The organism is Halomonas litopenaei, assembly GCF_017303055.1.
Classification (GTDB): Bacteria; Pseudomonadota; Gammaproteobacteria; order Pseudomonadales; family Halomonadaceae; genus Halomonas; species Halomonas litopenaei_A.
The window spans coordinates 103,210-123,376 of the sequence record NZ_JAEKJT010000010.1 but is presented as its reverse complement, the minus strand read 5'-3'; the positions used below and the strand labels follow the sequence as shown (position 1 = coordinate 123,376).

16 protein-coding genes are annotated in these 20,167 nt (G+C 62.5%); 6 read left to right on the top strand and 10 right to left on the bottom strand.

Annotated elements, in window-relative coordinates:
* Positions 1-205 precede the first annotated feature (205 nt).
* Both JF545_RS18230 and JF545_RS18225 read left to right on the top strand, forming a co-directional pair.
* Complete coding sequence (locus JF545_RS18230; RefSeq protein WP_206944403.1) at positions 206-1,021, top strand: Cof-type HAD-IIB family hydrolase; 816 nt, start codon at positions 206-208, stop codon at positions 1,019-1,021.
* 115 nt (positions 1,022-1,136) lie between these two features.
* Positions 1,137-2,321 carry an AGE family epimerase/isomerase gene (locus JF545_RS18225; RefSeq protein ID WP_206944401.1) on the top strand — a complete coding sequence of 395 codons (1,185 nt, stop codon included), beginning with the start codon at positions 1,137-1,139 and terminating at the stop codon, positions 2,319-2,321.
* Between the two features lie 68 nt (positions 2,322-2,389).
* Here JF545_RS18225 and JF545_RS18220 read toward each other — a convergent pair whose 3' ends face one another.
* The 6 genes from JF545_RS18220 to JF545_RS18195 all read right to left on the bottom strand — a co-directional run bounded on the left by JF545_RS18220 (position 2,390) and on the right by JF545_RS18195 (position 9,478).
* Complete coding sequence (locus tag JF545_RS18220; RefSeq protein WP_206944400.1) at positions 2,390-3,445, bottom strand: YcjF family protein; 1,056 nt, start codon at positions 3,443-3,445, stop codon at positions 2,390-2,392.
* Positions 3,442-4,845 carry a YcjX family protein gene (locus JF545_RS18215; protein ID WP_206944399.1) on the bottom strand — a complete coding sequence of 468 codons (1,404 nt, stop codon included), beginning with the start codon at positions 4,843-4,845 and terminating at the stop codon, positions 3,442-3,444. Before JF545_RS18215 ends, JF545_RS18220 begins: the two co-directional genes overlap by 4 nt.
* A gap of 20 nt (positions 4,846-4,865) precedes the next feature.
* Complete coding sequence (locus tag JF545_RS18210; RefSeq protein WP_206944518.1) at positions 4,866-6,044, bottom strand: MFS transporter; 1,179 nt, start codon at positions 6,042-6,044, stop codon at positions 4,866-4,868.
* 97 nt (positions 6,045-6,141) lie between these two features.
* Positions 6,142-7,134 (bottom strand): GlxA family transcriptional regulator, encoded by a 993-nt coding sequence (locus tag JF545_RS18205; protein ID WP_242520955.1) that lies wholly within the window; start codon positions 7,132-7,134, stop codon positions 6,142-6,144.
* 167 nt (positions 7,135-7,301) lie between these two features.
* The gene (locus tag JF545_RS18200) at positions 7,302-8,897 is read right to left on the bottom strand and encodes a solute:sodium symporter family transporter (RefSeq protein ID WP_206944398.1); all 1,596 of its coding nucleotides are present in this window, start codon (positions 8,895-8,897) and stop codon (positions 7,302-7,304) included.
* A gap of 359 nt (positions 8,898-9,256) precedes the next feature.
* A complete protein-coding gene (locus JF545_RS18195; RefSeq protein ID WP_206944397.1) occupies positions 9,257-9,478 on the bottom strand; it encodes a hypothetical protein in 222 nt (73 codons plus the stop codon).
* 161 nt (positions 9,479-9,639) lie between these two features.
* Here JF545_RS18195 and JF545_RS18190 point away from each other — a divergent pair, with 161 nt between their 5' ends.
* A complete protein-coding gene (locus tag JF545_RS18190; protein ID WP_206944396.1) occupies positions 9,640-10,194 on the top strand; it encodes a DUF924 family protein in 555 nt (184 codons plus the stop codon).
* 371 nt (positions 10,195-10,565) lie between these two features.
* The gene (locus JF545_RS18185) at positions 10,566-10,805 is read left to right on the top strand and encodes a GlsB/YeaQ/YmgE family stress response membrane protein (RefSeq protein WP_206944395.1); all 240 of its coding nucleotides are present in this window, start codon (positions 10,566-10,568) and stop codon (positions 10,803-10,805) included.
* A 116-nt stretch (positions 10,806-10,921) separates the two neighbouring features.
* Here the strand turns inward: JF545_RS18185 and JF545_RS18180 are convergent, their stop codons facing one another.
* The 3 genes from JF545_RS18180 to JF545_RS18170 form a co-directional block, all read right to left on the bottom strand.
* Positions 10,922-12,340, bottom strand: a complete 1,419-nt coding sequence (locus tag JF545_RS18180; RefSeq protein ID WP_206944394.1) for an amidase — start codon at positions 12,338-12,340, stop codon at positions 10,922-10,924.
* A 181-nt stretch (positions 12,341-12,521) separates the two neighbouring features.
* A complete protein-coding gene (locus JF545_RS18175) occupies positions 12,522-13,814 on the bottom strand; it encodes an aspartate aminotransferase family protein (RefSeq protein WP_206944392.1) in 1,293 nt (430 codons plus the stop codon).
* 167 nt (positions 13,815-13,981) lie between these two features.
* On the bottom strand, positions 13,982-15,421 hold the full coding sequence (locus tag JF545_RS18170; RefSeq protein WP_206944390.1) for an NAD-dependent succinate-semialdehyde dehydrogenase: 1,440 nt from the start codon (positions 15,419-15,421) through the stop codon (positions 13,982-13,984).
* A gap of 369 nt (positions 15,422-15,790) precedes the next feature.
* On the opposite strand from JF545_RS18170, the gene JF545_RS18165 reads away from it, so the two are divergent.
* Together JF545_RS18165 and JF545_RS18160 are read left to right on the top strand one after the other, a co-directional pair.
* On the top strand, positions 15,791-18,247 hold the full coding sequence (locus JF545_RS18165; RefSeq protein ID WP_206944388.1) for a DUF1266 domain-containing protein: 2,457 nt from the start codon (positions 15,791-15,793) through the stop codon (positions 18,245-18,247).
* A gap of 241 nt (positions 18,248-18,488) precedes the next feature.
* Complete coding sequence (locus JF545_RS18160) at positions 18,489-19,109, top strand: C40 family peptidase (RefSeq protein WP_242520954.1); 621 nt, start codon at positions 18,489-18,491, stop codon at positions 19,107-19,109.
* Between the two features lie 151 nt (positions 19,110-19,260).
* Here JF545_RS18160 and JF545_RS18155 read toward each other — a convergent pair whose 3' ends face one another.
* Positions 19,261-20,148, bottom strand: a complete 888-nt coding sequence (locus JF545_RS18155; protein WP_206944386.1) for a LysR family transcriptional regulator — start codon at positions 20,146-20,148, stop codon at positions 19,261-19,263.
* Between the last annotated feature and the right edge of the window lie 19 nt (positions 20,149-20,167).

Below are 20,167 nucleotides of genomic sequence, written 5' to 3'. Positions count from 1 at the left end.
AGCACCCTAAGCAACGGCATGCCGAGAGGCGTGCCGTTGCTCTTTCATACGTTGCTCTTTCATACGTTGCTCTTTCATACGTTGCTCTTTCATACGTTGCTCTTTCATATGTTGCTTGCAAGACGCTGTCCCTTTGTGTCGCCGGTCGATGGTGTAGACTGCTGCGATCCCTGGCCCGATCCACTTGCAACGTCCTGGAGCCTTTATGCAGCCACACTTGATCGTGTCCGACCTTGACGGCACCTTGCTGGGTGCCGATCACGACCTGGCCGCGCTGACCATTGATACCCTGCGTGCGTTGGCCGGGGAGGGGCATCGGCTGTGCCTCGCCTCAGGCAGACACCACCGGGATATGATCGGTTTTCGCGATCGACTGGGTGGGGCGGCACACATCATATCCAGCAACGGCGCCTGGACCCTGGATGCTGCCGGGCAGTGTGTGCGGTCTGCGCACCTGCGGCCGGAACAGGTGGAAATGCTGCTGGGCCTTCCCCGGCCGTCAGAGGTACGCCTTAATATGTACCGCGAGGATGCCTGGTTGATCGACGATCATGCCCCTGGTCTGCTGGCCCTGCATGAAGCGACTGGCTTCGAGTACCAGGTGGCGCCAACGGAGCGAATGGAGGTGCAGGGTGTAGGCAAGGTGCTCTACATCGGCGAGCCTCGTCTGCTGGCCACCATTGAAGCGGCCGCACGGGAGGCAGCAGGCGATGCCTTGCACATCACCTATTCGATGAGTCACTCGCTCGAAATCATGGCGGCAGGGGTCAACAAGGGCAGTGCCGTGTCTGCGCTGCTCGACGATCTGGGGATTCCCGCAGAGCGCTGCCTGGCCTTTGGCGACAACCTCAATGACCTGGAAATGCTGAGCCTTGCGGGCGAAGCCCACGTCATGGCCAACGCCCATCCCCAGCTGGCGCAGGATCTGCCCGGGGCGACAGTGATCGGCCATCACGCCGAAGAAGGGGTGGCGCGCTGCCTGCGCCGTCGCTTCGGGCTCGCGGATGAGCGGCACGGCTAGTTGCCGAGCCGGCCCCACCAATGCCCCAGACATGCCCCTGTCGCTGGCCTCGCACGGGCCTTGGCGCCCAGCATGAACAGTCACATAGCCTCGGATCACTTCTCAGGAGCGTCGGATGAACGGATACGACCCGCTGTTTCTCGACCGTCACGTGCGCGACACGATGGCCTTTTACCACCCCAGGGCGATCGATCCCCACGGTGGTTTCTTTCACTACCTGCGCGATGATGGCAGCGTCTATGACGCGGAGCATCGTCATCTGGTGTCGAGCGCGCGCTATGTCGTCACCTATGCGCGGTTTGCGCTGCACAGCGGTCAATCCGAGTATCTGCACTGGGCGCGCCACGGGCTTGCCTATCTGGAGAAGGCCCACTTTCAGACGCGCTATCAGGGCTATGCCTGGACGCTACGAGATGGCAAGCCTGAGGACACCACCCATCATTGCTACGGTCTGGCCTTCGTGCTGCTGGCCTATGCCGAGGCCTACCGGGCGGGGATTGCCGAGGCCTACGCAGGCATTGGTCGGGTTCACCGAATGCTGCAGCAGCACTTCTGGGAGCCTCAGTGGCAGCGTTTTGCCGATGAAGCGGATGAGCGTTGGCGCCTGAAGGACTACCGGGGCCAGAATGCCAACATGCATGGTTGCGAAGCGCTGATTGCAGCCTACGAGGCCACGTCTGAAACCCGCTATCTGGATCAGGCCTTGGCCATCGCGCGCTCGATCATCGGCATCAACCGCAAGCATCCCCATGGGTGGATATGGGAGCACTACGATCAGCAGTGGAACCCTGACCTCGACTACAACCGGCAGGACCCCAAGCACCTGTTCCGCCCCTGGGGGTATCAGGTGGGTCACCAGACCGAGTGGGCCAAGCTGCTGGTGTTGCTGTCCCGTTACCGCGACGACGCCTGGCTGATACCTACCGCAGAGCGGCTATTCAGCAGTGCCTGTGAAGCCGGCTGGGACAAGCAGCATGGCGGTCTGGTGTATGGATGCGATCTGGACGGCGAGGTATGTGACGGCGACAAGTACTTCTGGGTACAGGCAGAGAGCTTCGCCACGGCTGCGGTGCTGTGGGAAGTCACCGGCAAGGGCTGCTACCAGCGCTGGTATCAGCGCCTGTGGGAGTACAGCTGGCAGCATATGATGGATCATCGACACGGTGCCTGGTATCGCATCCTGTCTGCGGACAACCGCCGCTACGATGACGCCAAGAGCCCGGCCGGCAAGGTGGACTATCACACCATGGGTGCCTGTCAGGAGGTGATGGGCGTGCTGGCACGGCGCGAAGGTGGGTGAACAGAACCCACGGGGCCAGGCGTCGCTTGGCCCCGTGGGTCCGGTAGAGTGGTGGTTTGTAAGGTGATTCAGGCGTCCTTGTTGGGCGCCTCCATGCGTCTTAGCTGGCGCCACAGGTCGCGGCGAAGGTCGGCCAAACGGGGCCGCTGCTCCGGGCTGAACGTCAGCGGCCGTACCAGGCGCTGGGTCCTAAGCCCCAGCCGAGCGCCGAGCAGACCCACGCCAAGGCCCTGGGCGGCGCGGGCCGAAAGGCGCCCGGCCAGATCCAGTGACAGCATCTGCACGCTGGCGTCGGTGGCGAGCTCGGTGGCGCCTGCAAAGGCCATCTGATACAGCACGCTGCGCAGCAGCTTGAGCCTGGCTGCGTAGCCCAGCTCCAGCCCGTAGAGTCGACACAACCGGTCCACCATCGCCAGGTGGCGCCATGCCACCAGGGTCATGTCCACCAGGGTCATCGGGCTGACGGCGACCATGACCGCGGTTTCTCCGCTCATTCGCGATATCAGGCGCTGGGCCTCTCTATCTCTCGGCGCCAGCAAGTGGTGCGCCACCAGCTGCTGAAGGTCCTGGCCATCATGGTGCGCTTCTCGCGCCGCCTCGAAGGCATGCCAGTGGGGGTCGTCATCGCCCAGAGCGAGCTGAGTCTTGAGGCGCCGAGCCAGCGCCAGTGCCTGTTTGGGCGAGCGCTCATGCATCTGCGCCAGGGCCAGACGCAGCTGATCGTGGCGCTTCAATCGCTTCAGACGAAACAGCTCACGCATCAGCGCCAGTCCGCCAAGTCCAATGGCCGTCAGTCCCAGCAGCTGCCAGCCGGTCGCCAGCAGGTCTCCCCCTGCTAGAGTCTGGGGCACGCCGGTCACCAGTTCGGCAGCGCCAAGGCCGGTAGTGGCGATCAGCACCGTCACCAGTCCCCAGCGGCGTTTGCGAGGGCGTCCAAGCGTGCCCGCCAAGTCCACCCGATCGTCGTCGGCAGTGGCTGGCGGGGTGGGCGTCAGCGCCCGGCTGTCGACGCCTTCATCGAAGCGCTGGCCAGGCCTGGGGTCATGGAAAGAGCCGATGGTGGCGTCATCCTGCTCGGCAAAGCGCACCGAGGGGCGCGGGTCGTTCGGCGAGTCCTGGGTCATCTGAGCTTGTCTCCGAGTAGCCAATCCAGCGCCAGATCCATGCGGATGTGGGGCAGGGCTCCTGCCGTCACCGGTTGCGGCCTGAAGGCGGTAAAGTCGAATCCCTGACGTTCCCAGAAGGCAGGGTCTGGAAGCCGGCCTGGCACCTCTCCCGGGAAGGTCAGCAGCGACTCGCCGTCCAGGGTGGTGCCCCTGAGGGCCGGCGATGTACGTCCCTGATGGGTGACCTCACGCGCCTCGGTGGCGCGAATGGAGGCCAGCGACAGTGCCTTGACCGGAATATCGGCGTACTTGAGGTTTTTCAGGGGTTCCGCGAGCAGTGCCTCCAGTAGGCTGACAAGCCTGGCATGCTGATCCGGTGTGACATGGTCCGCCTTGGTCGCGGCAATGGCCAGGCGATCGATGCGCGGTGTGAACAGGCGGCTGAACAGGCTGCGCCTGCCGTAGTTGAAACTCTGCATCAGTTGCTGCAACGCCTGGGACAAGTCCTCGAAACGTTCAGGGCCGGCGTTGAGGGCGCCCAGCACGTCGACCAGAACGATCTGGCGGTCGAATCGACGGAAGTGATCGCGGTAGAACGGCTTGACGATATGTTGCTGATAGTGGGCAAAGCGGCGTGCCAGCGTCCGATACACGCTCGACTCAGGCAAGCGTTCCAGGGTCTCGGCTGAGTGACTGTCAAGACCGGGCAGCGGAAAGAACTGCAGCACGGGGGCGCCGGCCAGCTCTCCGGGCAGCAGGAAACGCCCTGGCTGAAGGTGCGAAAAGCCCGCCTCACGGGCGGCGCGCAGTCCGCTGGCATACTGTTCGCTGATATCGGCGAGGAGAGCTTCATCCGCCTCCTGTTCGATGTCCAGTTGATCGACGCATGCCTGCCAAGGTGCCAGCATGGCACGTCGTGCCGGACCGGCGCTCTCCTGCATGGCCTGCCATTGGGCCATGCTCCAACTGGCAAAGGTGTGATCCAGCAGAGGCAGGTCCAGCAGCCATTCCCCCGGATAATCGAACAGGTCCAGGGTCAGCTCCGCGTTGTCGGCGCTGAACCAGGACTGGCGCTGTGGGCGGTAGCGAATGGTCAGGCGTAGCTCGCTGATGCCGCGGGTGGGCTCCGGCCAACGCGGTGGAATCTGTTCCAGGCTGGCGCGAGCCTGGTCGAAAGGAAAGCGGGGCACGCCCAGGTCTCTTTGGGCCACCCGCTGGGCGCCCAGCAGACGGCCCTCACGGCTGGCAGCAAGCAAGTCCAGGCGCGCTTCCAGGCCAGCATGGCGCAGCTGATCCACCAGCGAAGTAAGGAAGGCTGTCTTGCCCGCCCGAGACAGGCCGGTGACCGCCAGGCGTAGCTGGCGGTCTCGGCCACGTTCGATCAGATCCATCAGATCACGGGTCAGGTCCGTGGGCATTGCGGCTCCATCCTGTCAGATTACCCCCTAATCTGAGGGCGCCGTGCCGCAAAGACAAGCGATTGTAGCGCGATCACTACCAGCGGCAGGGCCGCCATGGGAAGCAGCCACAGATTCAATGTCTGCCATCCCAGCACTCCCACTAGGGGGCCTGCTGCCAGGGCAGTGATGGCGGCGGTGGTGAACACCAGAAACTCGTTGAGGGCCTGGACCCGCGCTTTTTCGGCGGGCTGATAGCATTCGGTCAGCAGGCCGGTGGCGGGCAGGAAGGTAAAGTTCCAACCGAGGCCGAGCAGCACAAGGGTAATGTTGAAGCCGGCGATGGTCGAGGGCCCCAGGGCGGTGAGCGCACTGGCCATCAGCAGCACACAGCCCAGGGCGATCATGCTCGGGGCGCCTAGGCGCTGGGTCAATCGCCCGGTGAAGAAGGACGGCACGAACATGGCCAATACGTGCCATTGGATCGTCATCGAGACATGGTGAAACGCGTGACCGTGGGTGGCCATGGCCAAGGGCGTCGCCGTCATGGCCAGGTTCATCACCCCGTAGCCCACCATGGCGCCGAGAATGGCCAGCCATAGCTTGCTTTGCCGTAACAGCTCGGCCATAGGGCGGGCGGGCTCATGACGCGCCTGGCGGTCAACGGGGGGAAGGGGAATGACCAGCAGCAGGCCAAGGGCGATCAGATAGAGCGCCCCCAGGCCAATGAAACTGCCGAGAAACGGGGTGACCGACGCGTCTTGGCTGAATCTGGCAAGCCAGGGGCCGAAAAACGCCGCCAGCACGCCGCCCCCCATCACCAGGCCGACGGCCCGGTCCCGTGCCTGGGCCGGAGCAATCTCGATGGCGGCAAAGCGGTAGAGCTGGCCAAAGCCAATGCCGATCCCGATCGCGGTGGTGGCCATCGCGAAGCCGACGAAGTTGCCGGCGACCAGCGTCACGCAGGCGGCCACGGTGCCGCCAAGTCCGATCAGGTTGCCGATCACGAAGCCGCGCTTGCGTCCCAGTCGCCCCATGATCAGTGATGCGGGCAGGGTGGCCAGCATCAAGCCAAGCCACTGGGTAGCGACCGGCAATGTCGACAGCCACGGCGTGGGAGCCAGGGCCTGGCCGATCAGCGGAGACACCGCGATCAGCAGGATGTTGCCGCTGACCAGCAGCGCTTGACACAGTGATAGCAAAACGACGCCGGTGGGCAGTCGCGGTTGAGTGGCGTCGTGCATGTCGGGGACTCCTGTGTGATGTATCAGATGACCGGTGGGGGACCAGGCGTCAGTTGGCGAGGGGGATAACGCGTCAGCTGGCTTCGGATGACGTGCCGAAGCGTGCTCGGTAGATCGATGGTGATACGCCGTAGTGACGCTGGAACAGGCGTCGCAGCTGCTCGCTGGTGCCCAGGCGCCAGTGCGATGCCAGTTGCTCGAGTGACGCCGCGCCACGAATCAGGTCCTGCCGGGCGGCCTCCAGGCGCACTCGGGTGAGGTACTCCATGGGCGTCGTGCCCAGTTGGCGACGGAACAGTCGAGACAGGTGGCGCGACGACATATGGACCTGTTCGGCCATGCTATGCAGGTCCATGTCGGTTGCCGGCGCCGCGTGCAGGCGCTCCAGCAGGGGACGCAGACGGCTGCCACTGGCGTGTTGGCGGGCCATCAGCTCGCTGAATTGCGACTGGCCCCCTGGACGGTGGACAAACATCACCAGTTCTCGGGCGACGGTGGCGACCACGTCTGTGCCTAGATCTGCCTCGACCAGTGACAGGGCCAGGTCGATACCCGCCGTCACCCCTGCGCTGGTGTAACGCCCGCGATCATGGACATACAGCGCATCTGCCTGCACGCGTACCTGGGGAAAGGTCTGGGCCAGGCGCTCGCAGTGCCGCCAGTGGGTGGTGGCGTCGTGATCGTCGAGCAGTCCAGCATCGGCCAGCAGAAAGGCGCCGGTACAGACCGACCCGAGCCTGTTCAGGCGTGGCGCCACTCGGTTGAGGCGCTCTCGCCAGCGAGCCTGTTGGCATTGCACAAAGACGCCGTGTCCTCCGGCCACCAGCAAGGAGGCGTTATCCACTGGGCCACCGTCGCCCGCCTCCCACTGACGCCAGCCGAGGTCCGGTCGCAGGCGTAACCCGCCGTTGGACATGACCTCGTCGCCGCGCCCGATCAGCAGGAGGCGGTAGTGGCGGCGCCCAAGCACCTCATTGGTCGTGGCGAACACCTGCCAGGGCCCCGTGACGTCGAGCATCTGGCAATCGGGGTAGGCCAGCAGGGCAACGTCTTTGATGTCCATCATCGGGGTCTCGGCATGTCGTGGAAGCCGTGTTGATGATGGCGCCTGGTGAGGGTGGCGGCAAGGACAGGTACCCCACCGATCCGGACATGGGGCTCGCAATCAGCAACGCCCCGCTCCAGTGGGGTGGAGCGAGGCGTTATGGAGGCGACTCGAGGGAGTGGGGGGCTTCAGCCAGCAAAGGCCACGTAGATGGCAATCACCAGTACGACCAGCAGGATGCCTGCGGGAACGGCGCCTTTCCAGGGTGTCAGATCCACTGCGCCGACGTCCTCCTGCTGCCAGGCTTCGGTGCGTGGGCGCCACTTGCCGATCAGCAGCATGATGACCACCAGCAACACGAAGACCAGCGCAACGAAATGGAATTCGTGCATCAGCACGGGCAGCTTGTTGAACGGGGGAATGAAGTAACCTGCAAAGATCATCAGACAGCCGCCGACCAGAGCGATCTTGGCGGCCATGGGCGGCACCCGCTTGGTCACCAGGCCGACGACTACCACGGCAAGAATGGGGATGAAGTAGATGGCGTTCATTTTCTGCAGGTAGCCGAACAGGCTTTCCTGACCCGCCAGCAGGGGCGCAATGGTCATGGCCGAGATTGCCATGATCCAACCGAACACCTGGCTGGACCTGACCACCTGGGCCTCGCTGGCGTCCTTCTTGAGTACGGCCTTGTAGAGGCCCAGGCTGAACAACGTCGTGGTCGAGTTCAGCGCCGAATTGAAGGATGACAGGATGGCGCCAACCATCACCGCGGCAAAGAAGCCTGTCAGCGGCGCGGGCAGCACGTTGAAGACCAGGTGGCCGTATGCTTCGTCCGCCTTGATGCCCTGGTCGGCATACAGGTGATAGGCAATGATGCCGGGCAGGACCAGGTAAAGCGGACCCAGCAGCTTGAAGAAGCCCGTCAGCAGCACGCCTTTCTGGCCTTCGGCCAGGTTCTTGGCGGCAAAGGTGCGCTGGATGATCTGCTGGTTGGTGGTCCAGTAGAACACGTTGATGAGAAAGACCCCGGTGAACAGGGTAAAGAACGGTACGCTCTGGTCACTGCCCCCGATCGAGTTCATCTTCTCGGGGTTGGCCTGCTTGAGGATGTCCCAGCCGGCGAGAACGCCGCCACTGTCGCTGACGGCCTGCAAGCCGAAATAGACAATGACAAAGCCACCGACAAGTAGTCCGATGCCGTTGAGAGTATCGGACACGGCCACCGTGCGCAGGCCGCCGAACAGGGCATAGATGGAACCGATGATGCCGACAATCCATACCGTCAGCCATAGCAGCGTGGTACTGGATTCGATCCCGGTCAGTCCCGACAGGTCGAGCATCCCTTGCAGGCCGATCGCGCCGGAATACAGGATGATCGGCAGCAGCACCACCGCGTAGGCGATCAGGAAGATCACGTTGGTGATCAGCTGGGTGCCCTTGTCGAAGCGGATTTCCAACAGCTGGGGCAGGGTGGCGATCCCGCTCTTGAGGAAGCGCGGCAGAAAGAACAGTGCCAGTGCCACCAGTGCCATGACGGCGACCACTTCCCAGGCCATGACGCTAAGGCCATCGGTGAAGGCTGAGCCGTTCAAGCCCACCATCTGCTCCGTGGACAGGTTGGTCATCAGCAATGAGCCCGCAATCAGCGGGAAGGTCAGGCTGCGGCCAGCGAGAAAGAAGCCGCTGGTGCTGGAATGGTCGTCCCGGCGGGTAATCCGCCAGGTGATGAAGGCGACCAGGCCGGTAAAGAACAAAAAGGACGCAAAGGTCAGTAGGGGCATAGTGTCATCCTTGCAATCGTGTTCCGCGGTGGCGGCGTTCCCGCTGCGCGTGCCGTGGGGGCGACGACGGTACTGGCCGACCAAGGGTTCAGTGGTAGCGTCCCCCGCCGGTGCTAACCAGTGGTCAAGGGTCCCGGGACGCTGTATGCAGTATTGCAGCTGTATCGCTTCACTTGATGATCGGTATCGAGATCGCCCCTGCACATGCTGGTCGCGATGGCGGAGCCAGCGCGGTCAGGCCGCCTGAGGTGAACGCGCTTTTCCGTTTCTTAAAGGATTAAGTTCGTCGATATAGTGCCTGTTGGCAGCATGTTGGCTAGTTTATGTGGCTATCACGCTCGAGCCATACATCTTTTGTCTTAGCCGTGTGCTTCCGGAAGAACTGCTGGAACCGGCACAGGCTCAACGATGCCAAATAGTTGCAGCAATGTAGGCGTTGCCGCAATGATGAATCCGCATGCGGCCAGAAGCCGCCCTGGCCAGCGATGGGTGCGAGCGATATGCAGACCCAGCAGGCAGACGACCAGGCCAGACATATGAAAGACGACCGCCAGCGAGCGAAGCAGTTCGAAGGGTGTCATGGGTGATGGGATCCAGCAGGTGGGTGGCCGGGTGAGTCACGCGAGCGATCACACAATGCCATCTTGGCGAGTGGTGGTGGTCGACCATCATCCGCTGCCGGCGTACCAATGCCGGTAGCCGGGCGCCAATGGCAGAGGATTTCTGGAAGGGGGAGAATGCCATGTCAGTAGCGGTAGCGCGAGCCGATGAGGTCATCGAGTTCTGGTTTCACACGTTGACGCCGCGGCAGTGGTTTGCCAAGGACGCCGACCTGGACCAACGCATGCGCGATGCGTTCAGTGCGACGCTGTCTGCTGCCGCGTCCGCCGAGACCTGGCAGTGGCGTACCTCGGCACGCGGGCGTTTGGCGGAAATCCTGGTTCTGGATCAGTTCTCGCGAAACATCCACCGTGATAGTGCGCTTGCCTTCGCCTGCGATGGCCAGGCATTGGTGCTGGCGCAGGAGGCGGTGGCACAGGGGGCGGATCGGGTGCTGGATGTCGCCTGGCGTGCCTTTCTCTACATGCCGTACATGCACAGCGAGTCACTGCTGATACACGAGGAAGCCTTGCGCCTGTTTGACCAACCGGGACTGGAAAGCAATTTGCACCATGAGCACCGGCACCGGGAGGTACTGCTCCGCTTCGGTCGTTATCCTCAGCGCAACGCTGCCTTGGGGCGGCGCTCCACGCCAGAGGAAGAGGCGTTCCTCGCCGAGCCGGGAAATCGCTTCTGACGGTGACTCGGTGAGGCCAGAAGGCAGACGCGGTGAGTGAGGGCTCGCAAGCTGTGCGGGGGCTGATGAAGGCCAGGCATTGCGTTTTGCTGGTGGCTCCATGGTGGTGTGCTGTGGCGGTAGAGCACGGCTGTTGACCATCTAGGGTGGCCGCGGTAGGGGCCGCTGGTGCTTAGCCAGGCCTCCTCTTGCATGGCTCGAGATACAGATCGCTACTTTCGTATGCATGAATGTAATGGTATAGCTGTAAATGCATGGGCGATGGCCTCTAGGGCACGCCCTAAGGTCTTGCTCCTCGGCCAAGGGATCTGCCGCTGGGGGGCTTGTACCGCAGAACCGCAAGCTTTCATTCAGCGACGAAGGAGAACGCAATGGGCTTTATCGCGTGGTTGATCATTGGCGGACTGGCCGGCTGGATCGCAGGTAACATCATGCGTGGTGGTGGTTTCGGTCTGCTTGGCAATATCGGGGTTGGTGTCGTTGGTGCATTGATCGGTGGCCTGCTGTTCAGCCTGGTTGGGCTTTCCAGTGGAGGATTCATCGGCTCACTGGTGACGGCCGTGGTAGGTGCCGTGGTATTGCTATGGGGCGTGGGGAAGCTGCGAGGTTAGCGTTCACTCACGACCGTTGAGGGGTGATATGGCCTCATAAGGAGCGTCATCATCGCCCAAACCCCAAGGGCCCGGTGCATTGCACCGGGCCCTTGGCGTTTGAAGGAGAGCGCCATTCAGCCTGCATGACGGGCGGGGTCAGGCAGGGAGGGAAAGCGGGGTGGGTGTGCCTGCAGGTACGCGTGGCACGCCCTGAGCACCCTGACGTCATCGTACTTGCCTCCCGCCAGTTGAAAACCGACAGGCAGTCCCTGTTCGGTAAAGCCGCAGGGAACCGACGCTGCGGGCTGCTGACTGAGGTTGAAGGGGTAGGAGAAGGGCGCCCATTCCTCCCAGTCGCGCATGCCACTTCCCGGAGGCACCTGGTGGTGAATCTCGAAGGGACTGATGGGCACGGATGGGGTCATCAGCAGGTGATAGTCCTGATTGAACTGTTCCAGGCGCATCGTCAGGTCGGCCCGGGCGGCCTGCGCGCGGAAGAGCTCTACGGCTTTCCAGTCCTCTGCGCGCAAGGCATTCTCGTAAAGGCCGGGATCCAGCTTGGCACGGTCGTCATCACTGAGCTGCGAGACCATCTCCAGTGAGGCGGTAAACCACAGTCGCTGAAAGATCCACAGGGGGGACGGGAGGTCTGGGTTGACCTCGCAGACCTCGGCACCCAAGGCTTCGAGGTGGTGGGCGGCCTCTCTGACCTTGGCGACGATCTGAGGGTCCACGTCGGCGAAGCCGAGATCGGTGGAGAAGGCGATGCGCAGACCGCGCAAGTCCTGGCCCAGGTCCTGGCCCCAGTCGCTCGGCTGACCTCGGGTAGCATAGGGGTCCACGTAGTCGTAGCGGCCAATGACGTTGAGCATGGCGGCGGCGTCTTCCACCGTGCGCGTGATCGGGCCGATATGGGAAAGCGTCGGGGCCTCCGCTGGCGGCCACTGCGGTGTCCAGCCAAAGCTTGGTTTGAAGCCGAAGACGCCACAGAAGGCGGCGGGTATGCGAATGGAACCGCCAGAGTCGCCACCTTGATGCAGCACTCCCATGTTCAGGGCGGCAGCTGCGGCAGCACCTCCCGACGATCCGCCGGACGTCAGGCGAGTGTCCCAGGGGTTGCAGGTGGCACCGAACACGCGGTTATCGGTGACCGCCTTCCAGCCATCTTCCGGCGTGTTGGTCTTGCCCAGCAGAACAGCGCCGGCCTCTCTCAGTCGCCGGGCCGGTGGCGCATCAGTGTCACAGGGCTGACGAGACCCCAGCAGCGAGCCATTTGACGTTGGCATGCCCGCGACGTTGGTCAGGTCCTTGATGGAGACCGGTACGCCGTCGATGGGGCTGAGTGGCTTGCCTTGCCCCCATCGCCGCGCCGAGGCTGTTGCGGCTTTCTCGGCACCTTCGGCATCGATATAGGTGTAGGCATTAACGGTCGGGTTAAAGCGTTCAATCCTGGACAGGGCGGCTCGAGTCGCTTCCAGCGGTGAGACGCTGCCATTGCGGTAATGTTCCGTCAGTGCCGCAACGCCCATATTGCCTAGTTCATCCTCTTGCATGGTCGGGTCCCTCGCGTCCATGAGTGAGGCTTTACCGTAGCTTGTTTGGGCACATTTTTTCCAATCTGGGTGCCCGCAAGGGCGAGCATTGCTGCTTTTTCACTGCCCCCAAACAACAACGCCACCGGCATCAGCCGGTGGCGTCGAGGCATGACGGCGGTGGGCCGTCAGCGTCTGAGCATTACGCCGTGGCGGCGGCAGTGCTGCCCAGCATGGCCTTGAGGTCGTTCTCGATGATGCCAAGGCCTTCTTCGAGAACCGCGTCCTCGATGGTGACCGGCATGAGGAAGCGAATGGTGTTGCCGAACATGCCGCAAGACAGCAGGATCAGGCCGTTCTCGCGAGCGCGCTTGCACAGTTCAGCGGCCAGCTCGGGGGCCGGCTGACCATCCTTGCCGTTCAGTTCGAAGGCGGCCATGGAACCGAGGTTGCGGGGGTGCACGACAGCGTCGAATGTCTCGGCCCACTGGGCGAAACGTTGTGCCAGCTTGTCACCCAGCGCGCGGCTCTTGGCCAGGATATCCTCTTCTTCGAACACCTCTAGTACCGCCAGGGTGGCGGCGCAGGACACTGGGCTACCGGCATAGGTGCCACCCAGCGAGTTGGCGCCGGAGGCGTCCATGTGCTTGTCAGTGCCGACCACAGCTGAGATCGGCATGCCCGCTGCCATGCTTTTGGCCATGGTCATCAGGTCGGGCTGAACGCCGCTGTGTTCGATGGCAAACATTTTTCCGGTACGACCGAAGCCGCTCTGAACTTCGTCGATGATCATCAGAATGCCGTGCTCGTCGCAGATCTCGCGAATCTTTTCGAGGAAGCTCTGCGGAGCCGGGTAGAAGCCACCTTCGCCCAGCACAGGCTCAAGCACGATGGCCGCGGTGTCGGCCGGGTTGGCGTCGGTCTTCAGTACCATCTTCAGGCGACGAATGGCTTCCTCTTCGCTGATGCCGTGCTCAGCGACCGGGTAGCCGGCGCGGAAGACGCAGCCCGGCATGGTGCCGAAGTCGTTGGCATAGGGAGCCACCTTGCCGTTCATGGCCATGGTCATGAAGGTACGGCCGTGGTAGCCACCATCGAAGCAGATGACGTTGTTGCGGCCGGTCGCGGCACGCGCAATCTTGACCGCGTTTTCCAGCGCTTCGGCGCCGGAGTTGGCGAGCATGACCTTGGCATCGCCGCGCACCGGGGTGATCTCGGCCAGCTTCTCGGCCACTTTGACGTAGCCTTCATAGGGCATCACGGTCTGGCAGGTGTGCATCACCTTGTCCAGCTGGTCCTTGACCGCCTGGACCACCTTGGGGTGGCAGTGACCAATATTGAGGACGCCGATGCCGCCGGCGAAGTCAATGAAACGGTTTCCGTCGGCGTCCCACAGTTCCGCATTCTTGGCATGGTCTGCGAAGGCGGTCGCGGGGCTGGCGGCACCCTTGGCCACGTACTTTTGCTTGAGTTCGTTCAGTTGTGCGTTGGACATCTTCAGACTCCTTGTGCCTGCAGTGTGGAGAGAGTGTGTTCAGGGTAGACGTTAACGACAGGACGCGCAGTGCGCGTCCCGGCATATTTTGTGGTGAGGATGCACGGTCTAACTCAAGTGTTCCTCTGGTGTTCGTGGCATGAGGCAGACGGCTGGTCGCCCGGCTTTCACAGGCCGCCGACGCAGGCGTACTTGAGTTCGGTGTATTCGTCGAGGCCATGGCGCGAACCCTCGCGTCCAAGACCCGACTCCTTGACGCCCCCGAAGGGCGCGAGTTCGGTAGACAGGATGCCTTCGTTGATGGCGACCATGCCGTACTCCAGCTGCTCCATGGTGCGCCAGATGCGACGGTAATCGCTGGCGTAGAAGTAGGCAGCCAGGCCGAACTCGGTATCATTGGCCATGGCGATGGCCTCATCGTCACTGCTGAAGCGGAAGATGGGGGCCAACGGGCCGAAGGTTTCTTCCTTGGCCACGCGCATGGCGGTGGTGACATCGGCCAGCACCGTGGGCTGGAAGAAGGTGCCTTCCAGAGCTTCACCACCGGTCACCAGACGCGCACCCTTGTCGAGGGCGTCAGCGATATGCGATTGCACCTTGTCCACCGCGGCCGCGTTGATCAGCGGGCCCTGGACCACGCCTTCTTCCAGGCCGTTGCCCACCTTGAGCTGGGCAACACGCTTGCCCAGCTTTTCGACGAAGGCATCGTACACCCCGTCCTGAACCAGGAAGCGGTTGGTGCACACACAGGTCTGACCGGAGTTGCGGTACTTGGAGGCAATGGCGCCTTCCACGGCTGCGTCCAGGTCAGCGTCATCAAAGACGATGAAGGGAGCGTTGCCACCTAGCTCCATGGAAGCCTTCTTGACGGTATCTGCGCATTGGGCCAGCAGAATCTTGCCTACCGGAGTAGAGCCCGTGAAAGACACCTTGCGCACTCTAGCGTCACCGGTCAGCACGGGGCCCACTTCGCGAGGCGAGCTGGAGGTCACGATATTGATGACACCAGCGGGAATGCCGACCTCTTCTGCCAGCTTGGCCAGCGCCAGGGCGGTCAGAGGGGTCGCCTCTGCCGGCTTCACCACCACGGTGCAGCCTGCTGCCAGAGCAGGGGCGCACTTGCGGGTGATCATGGCCAGCGGAAAGTTCCACGGGGTGATGGCAGCGACCACGCCGACCGGTTCACGGAATACCAGAATGCGCTTGTCCTGGCCGTGGCCTGGAAGCGTCTCGCCGGCGATGCGCTTGGCCTCCTCGGCATAGAACTCGACAAAGGCAGCCCCGTAGGCCACTTCGCCGCGAGACTCTGCCAGCGGCTTGCCTTGCTCAAGGGTCATCAGCTCGGCGAGGGCTTCCTGATGGTCCATGATCGCGTTGAACCAGGCGCGTAGCAGCGCGGAGCGCTCCTTGGCGGTCTTGCGCTTCCAGCCAGCCCAGGCCTGATCAGCGGCGCCGATGGCCTCTTTCACCTCATCGGCACCGAGGTCCGGTACTTCTGCCAGAACGGCACCCGTGGCGGGATTGGTCACACTGAAGCGACGGTCGGTGGCACGCCATTGGCCGCCGATGTAAGCCTTGTCGATAATCAGGTCCTGAGCGTTGGACATGGGGGGCTCCGCGAAAGTCAGGGAATAGGTGTTATCTCATGATTGACGAGTGTGCATTATTTGAAACATGGCGCCAAGGGGCGTGATCATAATTTTTTACGCCTGTTTGAAGAATCCGTTGGAAGCGCACAGCACGACCATCGTTCATCCCTCGAACAGGACATTGGCATCGGCGCGACGAGCAGTTTCCGGTACACTATGTCGCCGTCTTGTTGCCACCGCCTGCGACGTTGGCTCTGCGGCCACTGCGGGGTTGCCTGTCGACAAGCACGGTTGTGTAGAGACGGCGACGCAACATAGTGAAGAGTGAAACGCCGTAGCAGGCTTCTGCCGGGCCGGCCTGATATTCGTGTTCCAGCGAGGTGAGACTTGGTTGATCCGCTCAATGCCTGGTGGGCGCAGCAACTGGTGCTGTGTGACTGGGCTTTCATGCCTGACCCTTTGACGTTGCCGGAAGAGGCGGCGCTTGAGCGCCTGGCTGCCATTGAAGTGGTGGATCGAGGTGAGCTGGCCTGGCGTCTGCTTGAGCTGGATGCGGCCGGTCATGCATCCGCATCGCAATTGCTGGCGTCTCTGGAGCTGATTGCGCTGGGTGGGGCTGCCGGTTGGCTGACAGCCGATGTCGCCCGGTCCTGGGCCGTCAATCGCTGCCGCGAGATTCAGCGCCGCTACGACAGCCTGGATGATTGGCTTGAGGCCCTGTGCGAGGCGCGTGGACGAGAAGGCTGGTTGCACGGCGACGAAGGTTTGCTCGATGCCTGCCGAGCCTTGTCCAAGCTGGAAGGCGAGGGTGCTGGTATCACCTGGTCATTGCTAGAGCAGGGCCTCGCCCAGGCATCTGTCGGGCCGTTATGGCCGGATAGTCCCGAGGATCGTGTCTGGCGCCTGCGTGCTGCCTTCTCTCCCGTGCTGGTCACGCCAGCCAGTCAGCACGACTGGCAGGGTGTCGATACCTGGCTGGCTGAGGTCTGGCAGATTCATTGTGTCGAGGATCTTGAGCGGGCGCTGCTCTGGCTGACGAGCCAAGGCGACCGGCAGGGGTGGGATATCGACGCCTCGCGACTGATGAGTGTCAGCACCGCAGAGCGACAGGCTTGGTGTGAAGGTCTCGGCCCCCAGGAGCGTGCCTACGGCCGCCTACTGTGCCGTTACATCGACCAGGGCGAGCCGCTGGAGTGGGCCGCCTGGGACTGGCTGCGTGCGGTGGACCTGGCCTGGGCGGGCGCCTGCATGGGCTGGCTGTCCCCCAGCGACGCAGCTCTGATGGCCTATCACGCTGCCGACCTGGTGCAGCGTCGTTACAGTGATTGGAGCGCGTTGGCACGGTCCTACCAGCGGGGGCGTGGGTTGTTCGAAGGTCAGGACCGGCTTCCCAGCTTGGCCGCTGACTGGCAATGGCTGATGGGCTCTCCCCTGAGCCCCTGGCAGGACAGTCTGGCGGAGCTGCTGGACGAAGGCATGATTGAGGCCTCACGCGAGGCCGCCCGTGGCTTTCGTCTATCGCCGCGGCACTGGGTGCTCGCCCTGGCCTCGGTGCGCGAGCCCGAACTGGCTGCGCGCCAAGGGCCGCCGCCGACACTGGTGCAGTCCCGCCGAGATGAAGCCCGCAAGTATCTGGTCGAGACGCTGGACCTGCATCCGGATGAAGGGGCCCGGGCATTGGTTCGCTACTGGTTACCGGCCCAGGCCCATCATCTTAACCAACTGGCGGCCGACGCTGCCCATCGTGCCTTGCCCTCCGCCCGAACCCCCTTTGGTGATGCGCCCGCTGGCGACATCTCCGGGCGTGACGGATTGGCCAAGGCCACGCGCCACTCGGCCACCATTCATATGGCGGAAAAGTACGCTTTCTACCTGTTGATGAGCATGGATAGTGAGCAGTTTGATGCCGCCAGTCTTGAGGAAATGGCGGCAGCACTGCGTGATGTCCTGTGCCGTTTTTACAGTTCGCCAAAGCGGCTACTCGAAGCGTGGGCGACCTGGGACAGTCTGCTACCGGAGCCTGAACAGCCGACGTTGAGTCATGAGATTCGCTGGCACTTGGACGATCCTGGCAGTCTGTTTCATTGGCTGGCCTGGCAGGGCGGGGACTGGCGAGAGCCGGGAGAGCGGCCCAGTCTGATGCATTTTACGGCGCTGTCTCTGGTCGGACCTTTGAATACCGCCTCCTGGAGTCTGCCACAGCCAGAGAGCGATCGTGAGGGTGCGTCGATCCGCGATTGGATCGATGGCCATTACGGGCTGCACACGGCGACGGAGCTGATCGATTTCGTGCGCTTTCTGCTCGATGTGGGAGATCGCCAGGAGTATCAGATCAACTATGCGCCCTACACCCTGAATGCCGCGCGCTTGAACTCCGAGATTGCCACTCTTGAGTCCGGGGAGTGCAATGAGGAGGAGCGTAATCACCTGCTGCGCCTGCTGCGTGTTCGCGACAATGCCGACCATTGCAACGATATCGACATGTGTGCCTGGGATCTGGCACAGGCCGTCGACCTTGCCATTGCCGGTCGACAGCTTGGGTGGCTGGCACAGCCAGACTTTCTGGCCCTGCTTGAGCGGGCCTATCAGTTGGCATCTACCCACTATGCCGGCTGGCAGGACTACGCAAGAGGGCTGTACGCAGGATTCTCGTTCTTCATGGGTGAGACGCCAGAGCGCGAGTCATTTCTGGCCAGTTTTCGACAGGCTTTGATCGCCTGGTTGTCGGGAGCTCCACCCCTCGCGGGAACCTGGGCGAGCCTGGACTTTCCGGGGGCGCGCCCGCGACACTGGGCACCTCTGCATATTGATACTTTGCCGGGAGATGGTCGAACCCTGCACTGATCGTCTTGGAACAACAGAAAAAAAGTGCCAAAAAATTGTCCTGATCTATCGTCATAACAGATTATTTTGGCTACTATCCATGAGAACTTTCGTCAGACCCCCCGTAAAGAAGGGGGTCGTCGTTCCACTAGCGTAGCTGAGGGTATTGTGGCAGTGGCACTAGTGCGCCACTTCCACAGGGGCTCTTGGGCGCCGGATCTGTCGTCAGCGGGTCCGGTTCAGGGAATGAGGTGTGTGTCGCATGAGCGTCGCCCAGACCTGCCGCGTGACAGCGGCTATGATGATGCTTGGCCTGTTGGTCGGATGTGCGAGTCAACAGGATACTGCCCAGAACGATTATTTCAGCAGAGACATGCCGACATTGGCGGAGCGAGCCGCCTCGCGAATGTCACCTGTTGAAGTGCCGAATACCGGCGGCAGCTTCCTGGATGATCCAGCCGCCGCGATTCGTGAGGCCCTGATGGCAGAACACGATCGCTGGGCGGGAACGCCCTATCGGTTTGGTGGCACCAACATGAGTGGCATCGACTGTTCGGCGCTGGTGCAGAACATTTTCAGCGACGCCTTCCAGGTCGAGCTACCCCGAACTACCGGCAGCCAGCTTCACATGGGCGAACCCATCACTCGCGATCAGCTGTCCCCCGGTGATCTCGTCTTCTTCAAGCCTCCTGGCAATCGTCATGTCGGCATCTACGTCGGGCAGGGGCGTTTTCTGCACGCGTCTTCTTCACGTGGTGTCATGATTTCCAAGCTCGACAACAGCTACTGGCGCCGGTATTACTGGCAGGCGCGCCGCCCGCTCGAGCCGACACATCTGAGCATGCGACAGTTTGCCTACAGCCCGGCACAGTTTGGCGGCTGATAGCGCTTGATGGCGGACAAGCGGCTGCTCAGGTCACTGGTTATGGCCTGCGCCCCATGATGCTGTCCTGTGAATCGTTAGATGGACATAAAAGAGGCAAGCCTGATGGCTTGCCTCTTTTATGTCGTCAACTCTACGGCTTGCGGCTTGGTCATAGCCCGTGGCGGTTGGCCAGTGCGTAGTCGATGAAGGCCCGTTCGGCACGTGACAGGTACCCCTGGGGCTGCCAGGCGAGGGACAAGGTCAACATGGCTGGCGGCGAAAAGGACACGGCGGCCAGGTCGTCTTCGTCCACGACCCGACGCAGAAATGTGGTGATGCCGAAGCCTTGGCGCACGATAGCCTTGGTCAGCGGAATCAGGTTGGATTGAAACGCCAGTTGAGGTGCCATGCCAAGCTGGCGGGCCATGGCCTCCACAAACTCTCGATGAAAGTAGCCGTCCTGAAACAGCACCAGCGGCTGTGACAGAAATTCCGCTGCACTGACCTGGCCTTGTGACACAAAAGGATGGTCGCGAGGGGCACAGATCACCATTTCTTCACACAGCAGGGTTTCTGTCTCCAGGTCGTGATTCGTGCCGTCTTCCACCACGATGCCCAAATCCAGTTCCCGCTCCTTGATCAGGGCTTGCAGGCGGCGTGCGCCTGCCTCGATGACGGTCATGCGGATGCCGGGGTGACGCGCGGCAAATCCCATCAGCAACGGGGGCAGGTAATAGGAGCCCAGCATGGAAGGAATGCCGATGCGGACCTCTCCCTTGACCAGGCCCTTGAGTTCCCGCATGGCTAGCTCCGTGGCGCTGGCATCGTCAAGAAGACGCCTCGCATGCTGAAGAAGCACCTCACCCTCTGGAGTCAGCTGTATGGGGCGTTCCTGACGTTTGAACAGCGGCGTATCCAGGCGTTGTTCCAGTGAAGCGATGGTCTGGCTGACCGCAGATTGGGCTACATGTCGCGCACGAGCGGCAGCGCTGAAGCCGCCATGGTCGACCACGGCAACGAAGACGGCCAGCGACCTGAGATCAAAGGGTAGGCTCATAAGTCAATCTGATGGTGAG

Coding starts and splice junctions, on each gene's coding strand:
- JF545_RS18230 (WP_206944403.1), top strand. CDS start 206: ATGCAGCCACACTTGATCGTGTCCGACCTTGACGGCACCTTGCTGGGT.
- JF545_RS18225 (WP_206944401.1), top strand. CDS start 1,137: ATGAACGGATACGACCCGCTGTTTCTCGACCGTCACGTGCGCGACACG.
- JF545_RS18220 (WP_206944400.1), bottom strand. CDS start 3,445: ATGACCCAGGACTCGCCGAACGACCCGCGCCCCTCGGTGCGCTTTGCC.
- JF545_RS18215 (WP_206944399.1), bottom strand. CDS start 4,845: ATGCCCACGGACCTGACCCGTGATCTGATGGATCTGATCGAACGTGGC.
- JF545_RS18205 (WP_242520955.1), bottom strand. CDS start 7,134: ATGATGGACATCAAAGACGTTGCCCTGCTGGCCTACCCCGATTGCCAG.
- JF545_RS18200 (WP_206944398.1), bottom strand. CDS start 8,897: ATGCCCCTACTGACCTTTGCGTCCTTTTTGTTCTTTACCGGCCTGGTC.
- JF545_RS18195 (WP_206944397.1), bottom strand. CDS start 9,478: ATGACACCCTTCGAACTGCTTCGCTCGCTGGCGGTCGTCTTTCATATG.
- JF545_RS18190 (WP_206944396.1), top strand. CDS start 9,640: ATGTCAGTAGCGGTAGCGCGAGCCGATGAGGTCATCGAGTTCTGGTTT.
- JF545_RS18185 (WP_206944395.1), top strand. CDS start 10,566: ATGGGCTTTATCGCGTGGTTGATCATTGGCGGACTGGCCGGCTGGATC.
- JF545_RS18180 (WP_206944394.1), bottom strand. CDS start 12,340: ATGCAAGAGGATGAACTAGGCAATATGGGCGTTGCGGCACTGACGGAA.
- JF545_RS18175 (WP_206944392.1), bottom strand. CDS start 13,814: ATGTCCAACGCACAACTGAACGAACTCAAGCAAAAGTACGTGGCCAAG.
- JF545_RS18170 (WP_206944390.1), bottom strand. CDS start 15,421: ATGTCCAACGCTCAGGACCTGATTATCGACAAGGCTTACATCGGCGGC.
- JF545_RS18160 (WP_242520954.1), top strand. CDS start 18,489: ATGAGCGTCGCCCAGACCTGCCGCGTGACAGCGGCTATGATGATGCTT.
- JF545_RS18155 (WP_206944386.1), bottom strand. CDS start 20,148: ATGAGCCTACCCTTTGATCTCAGGTCGCTGGCCGTCTTCGTTGCCGTG.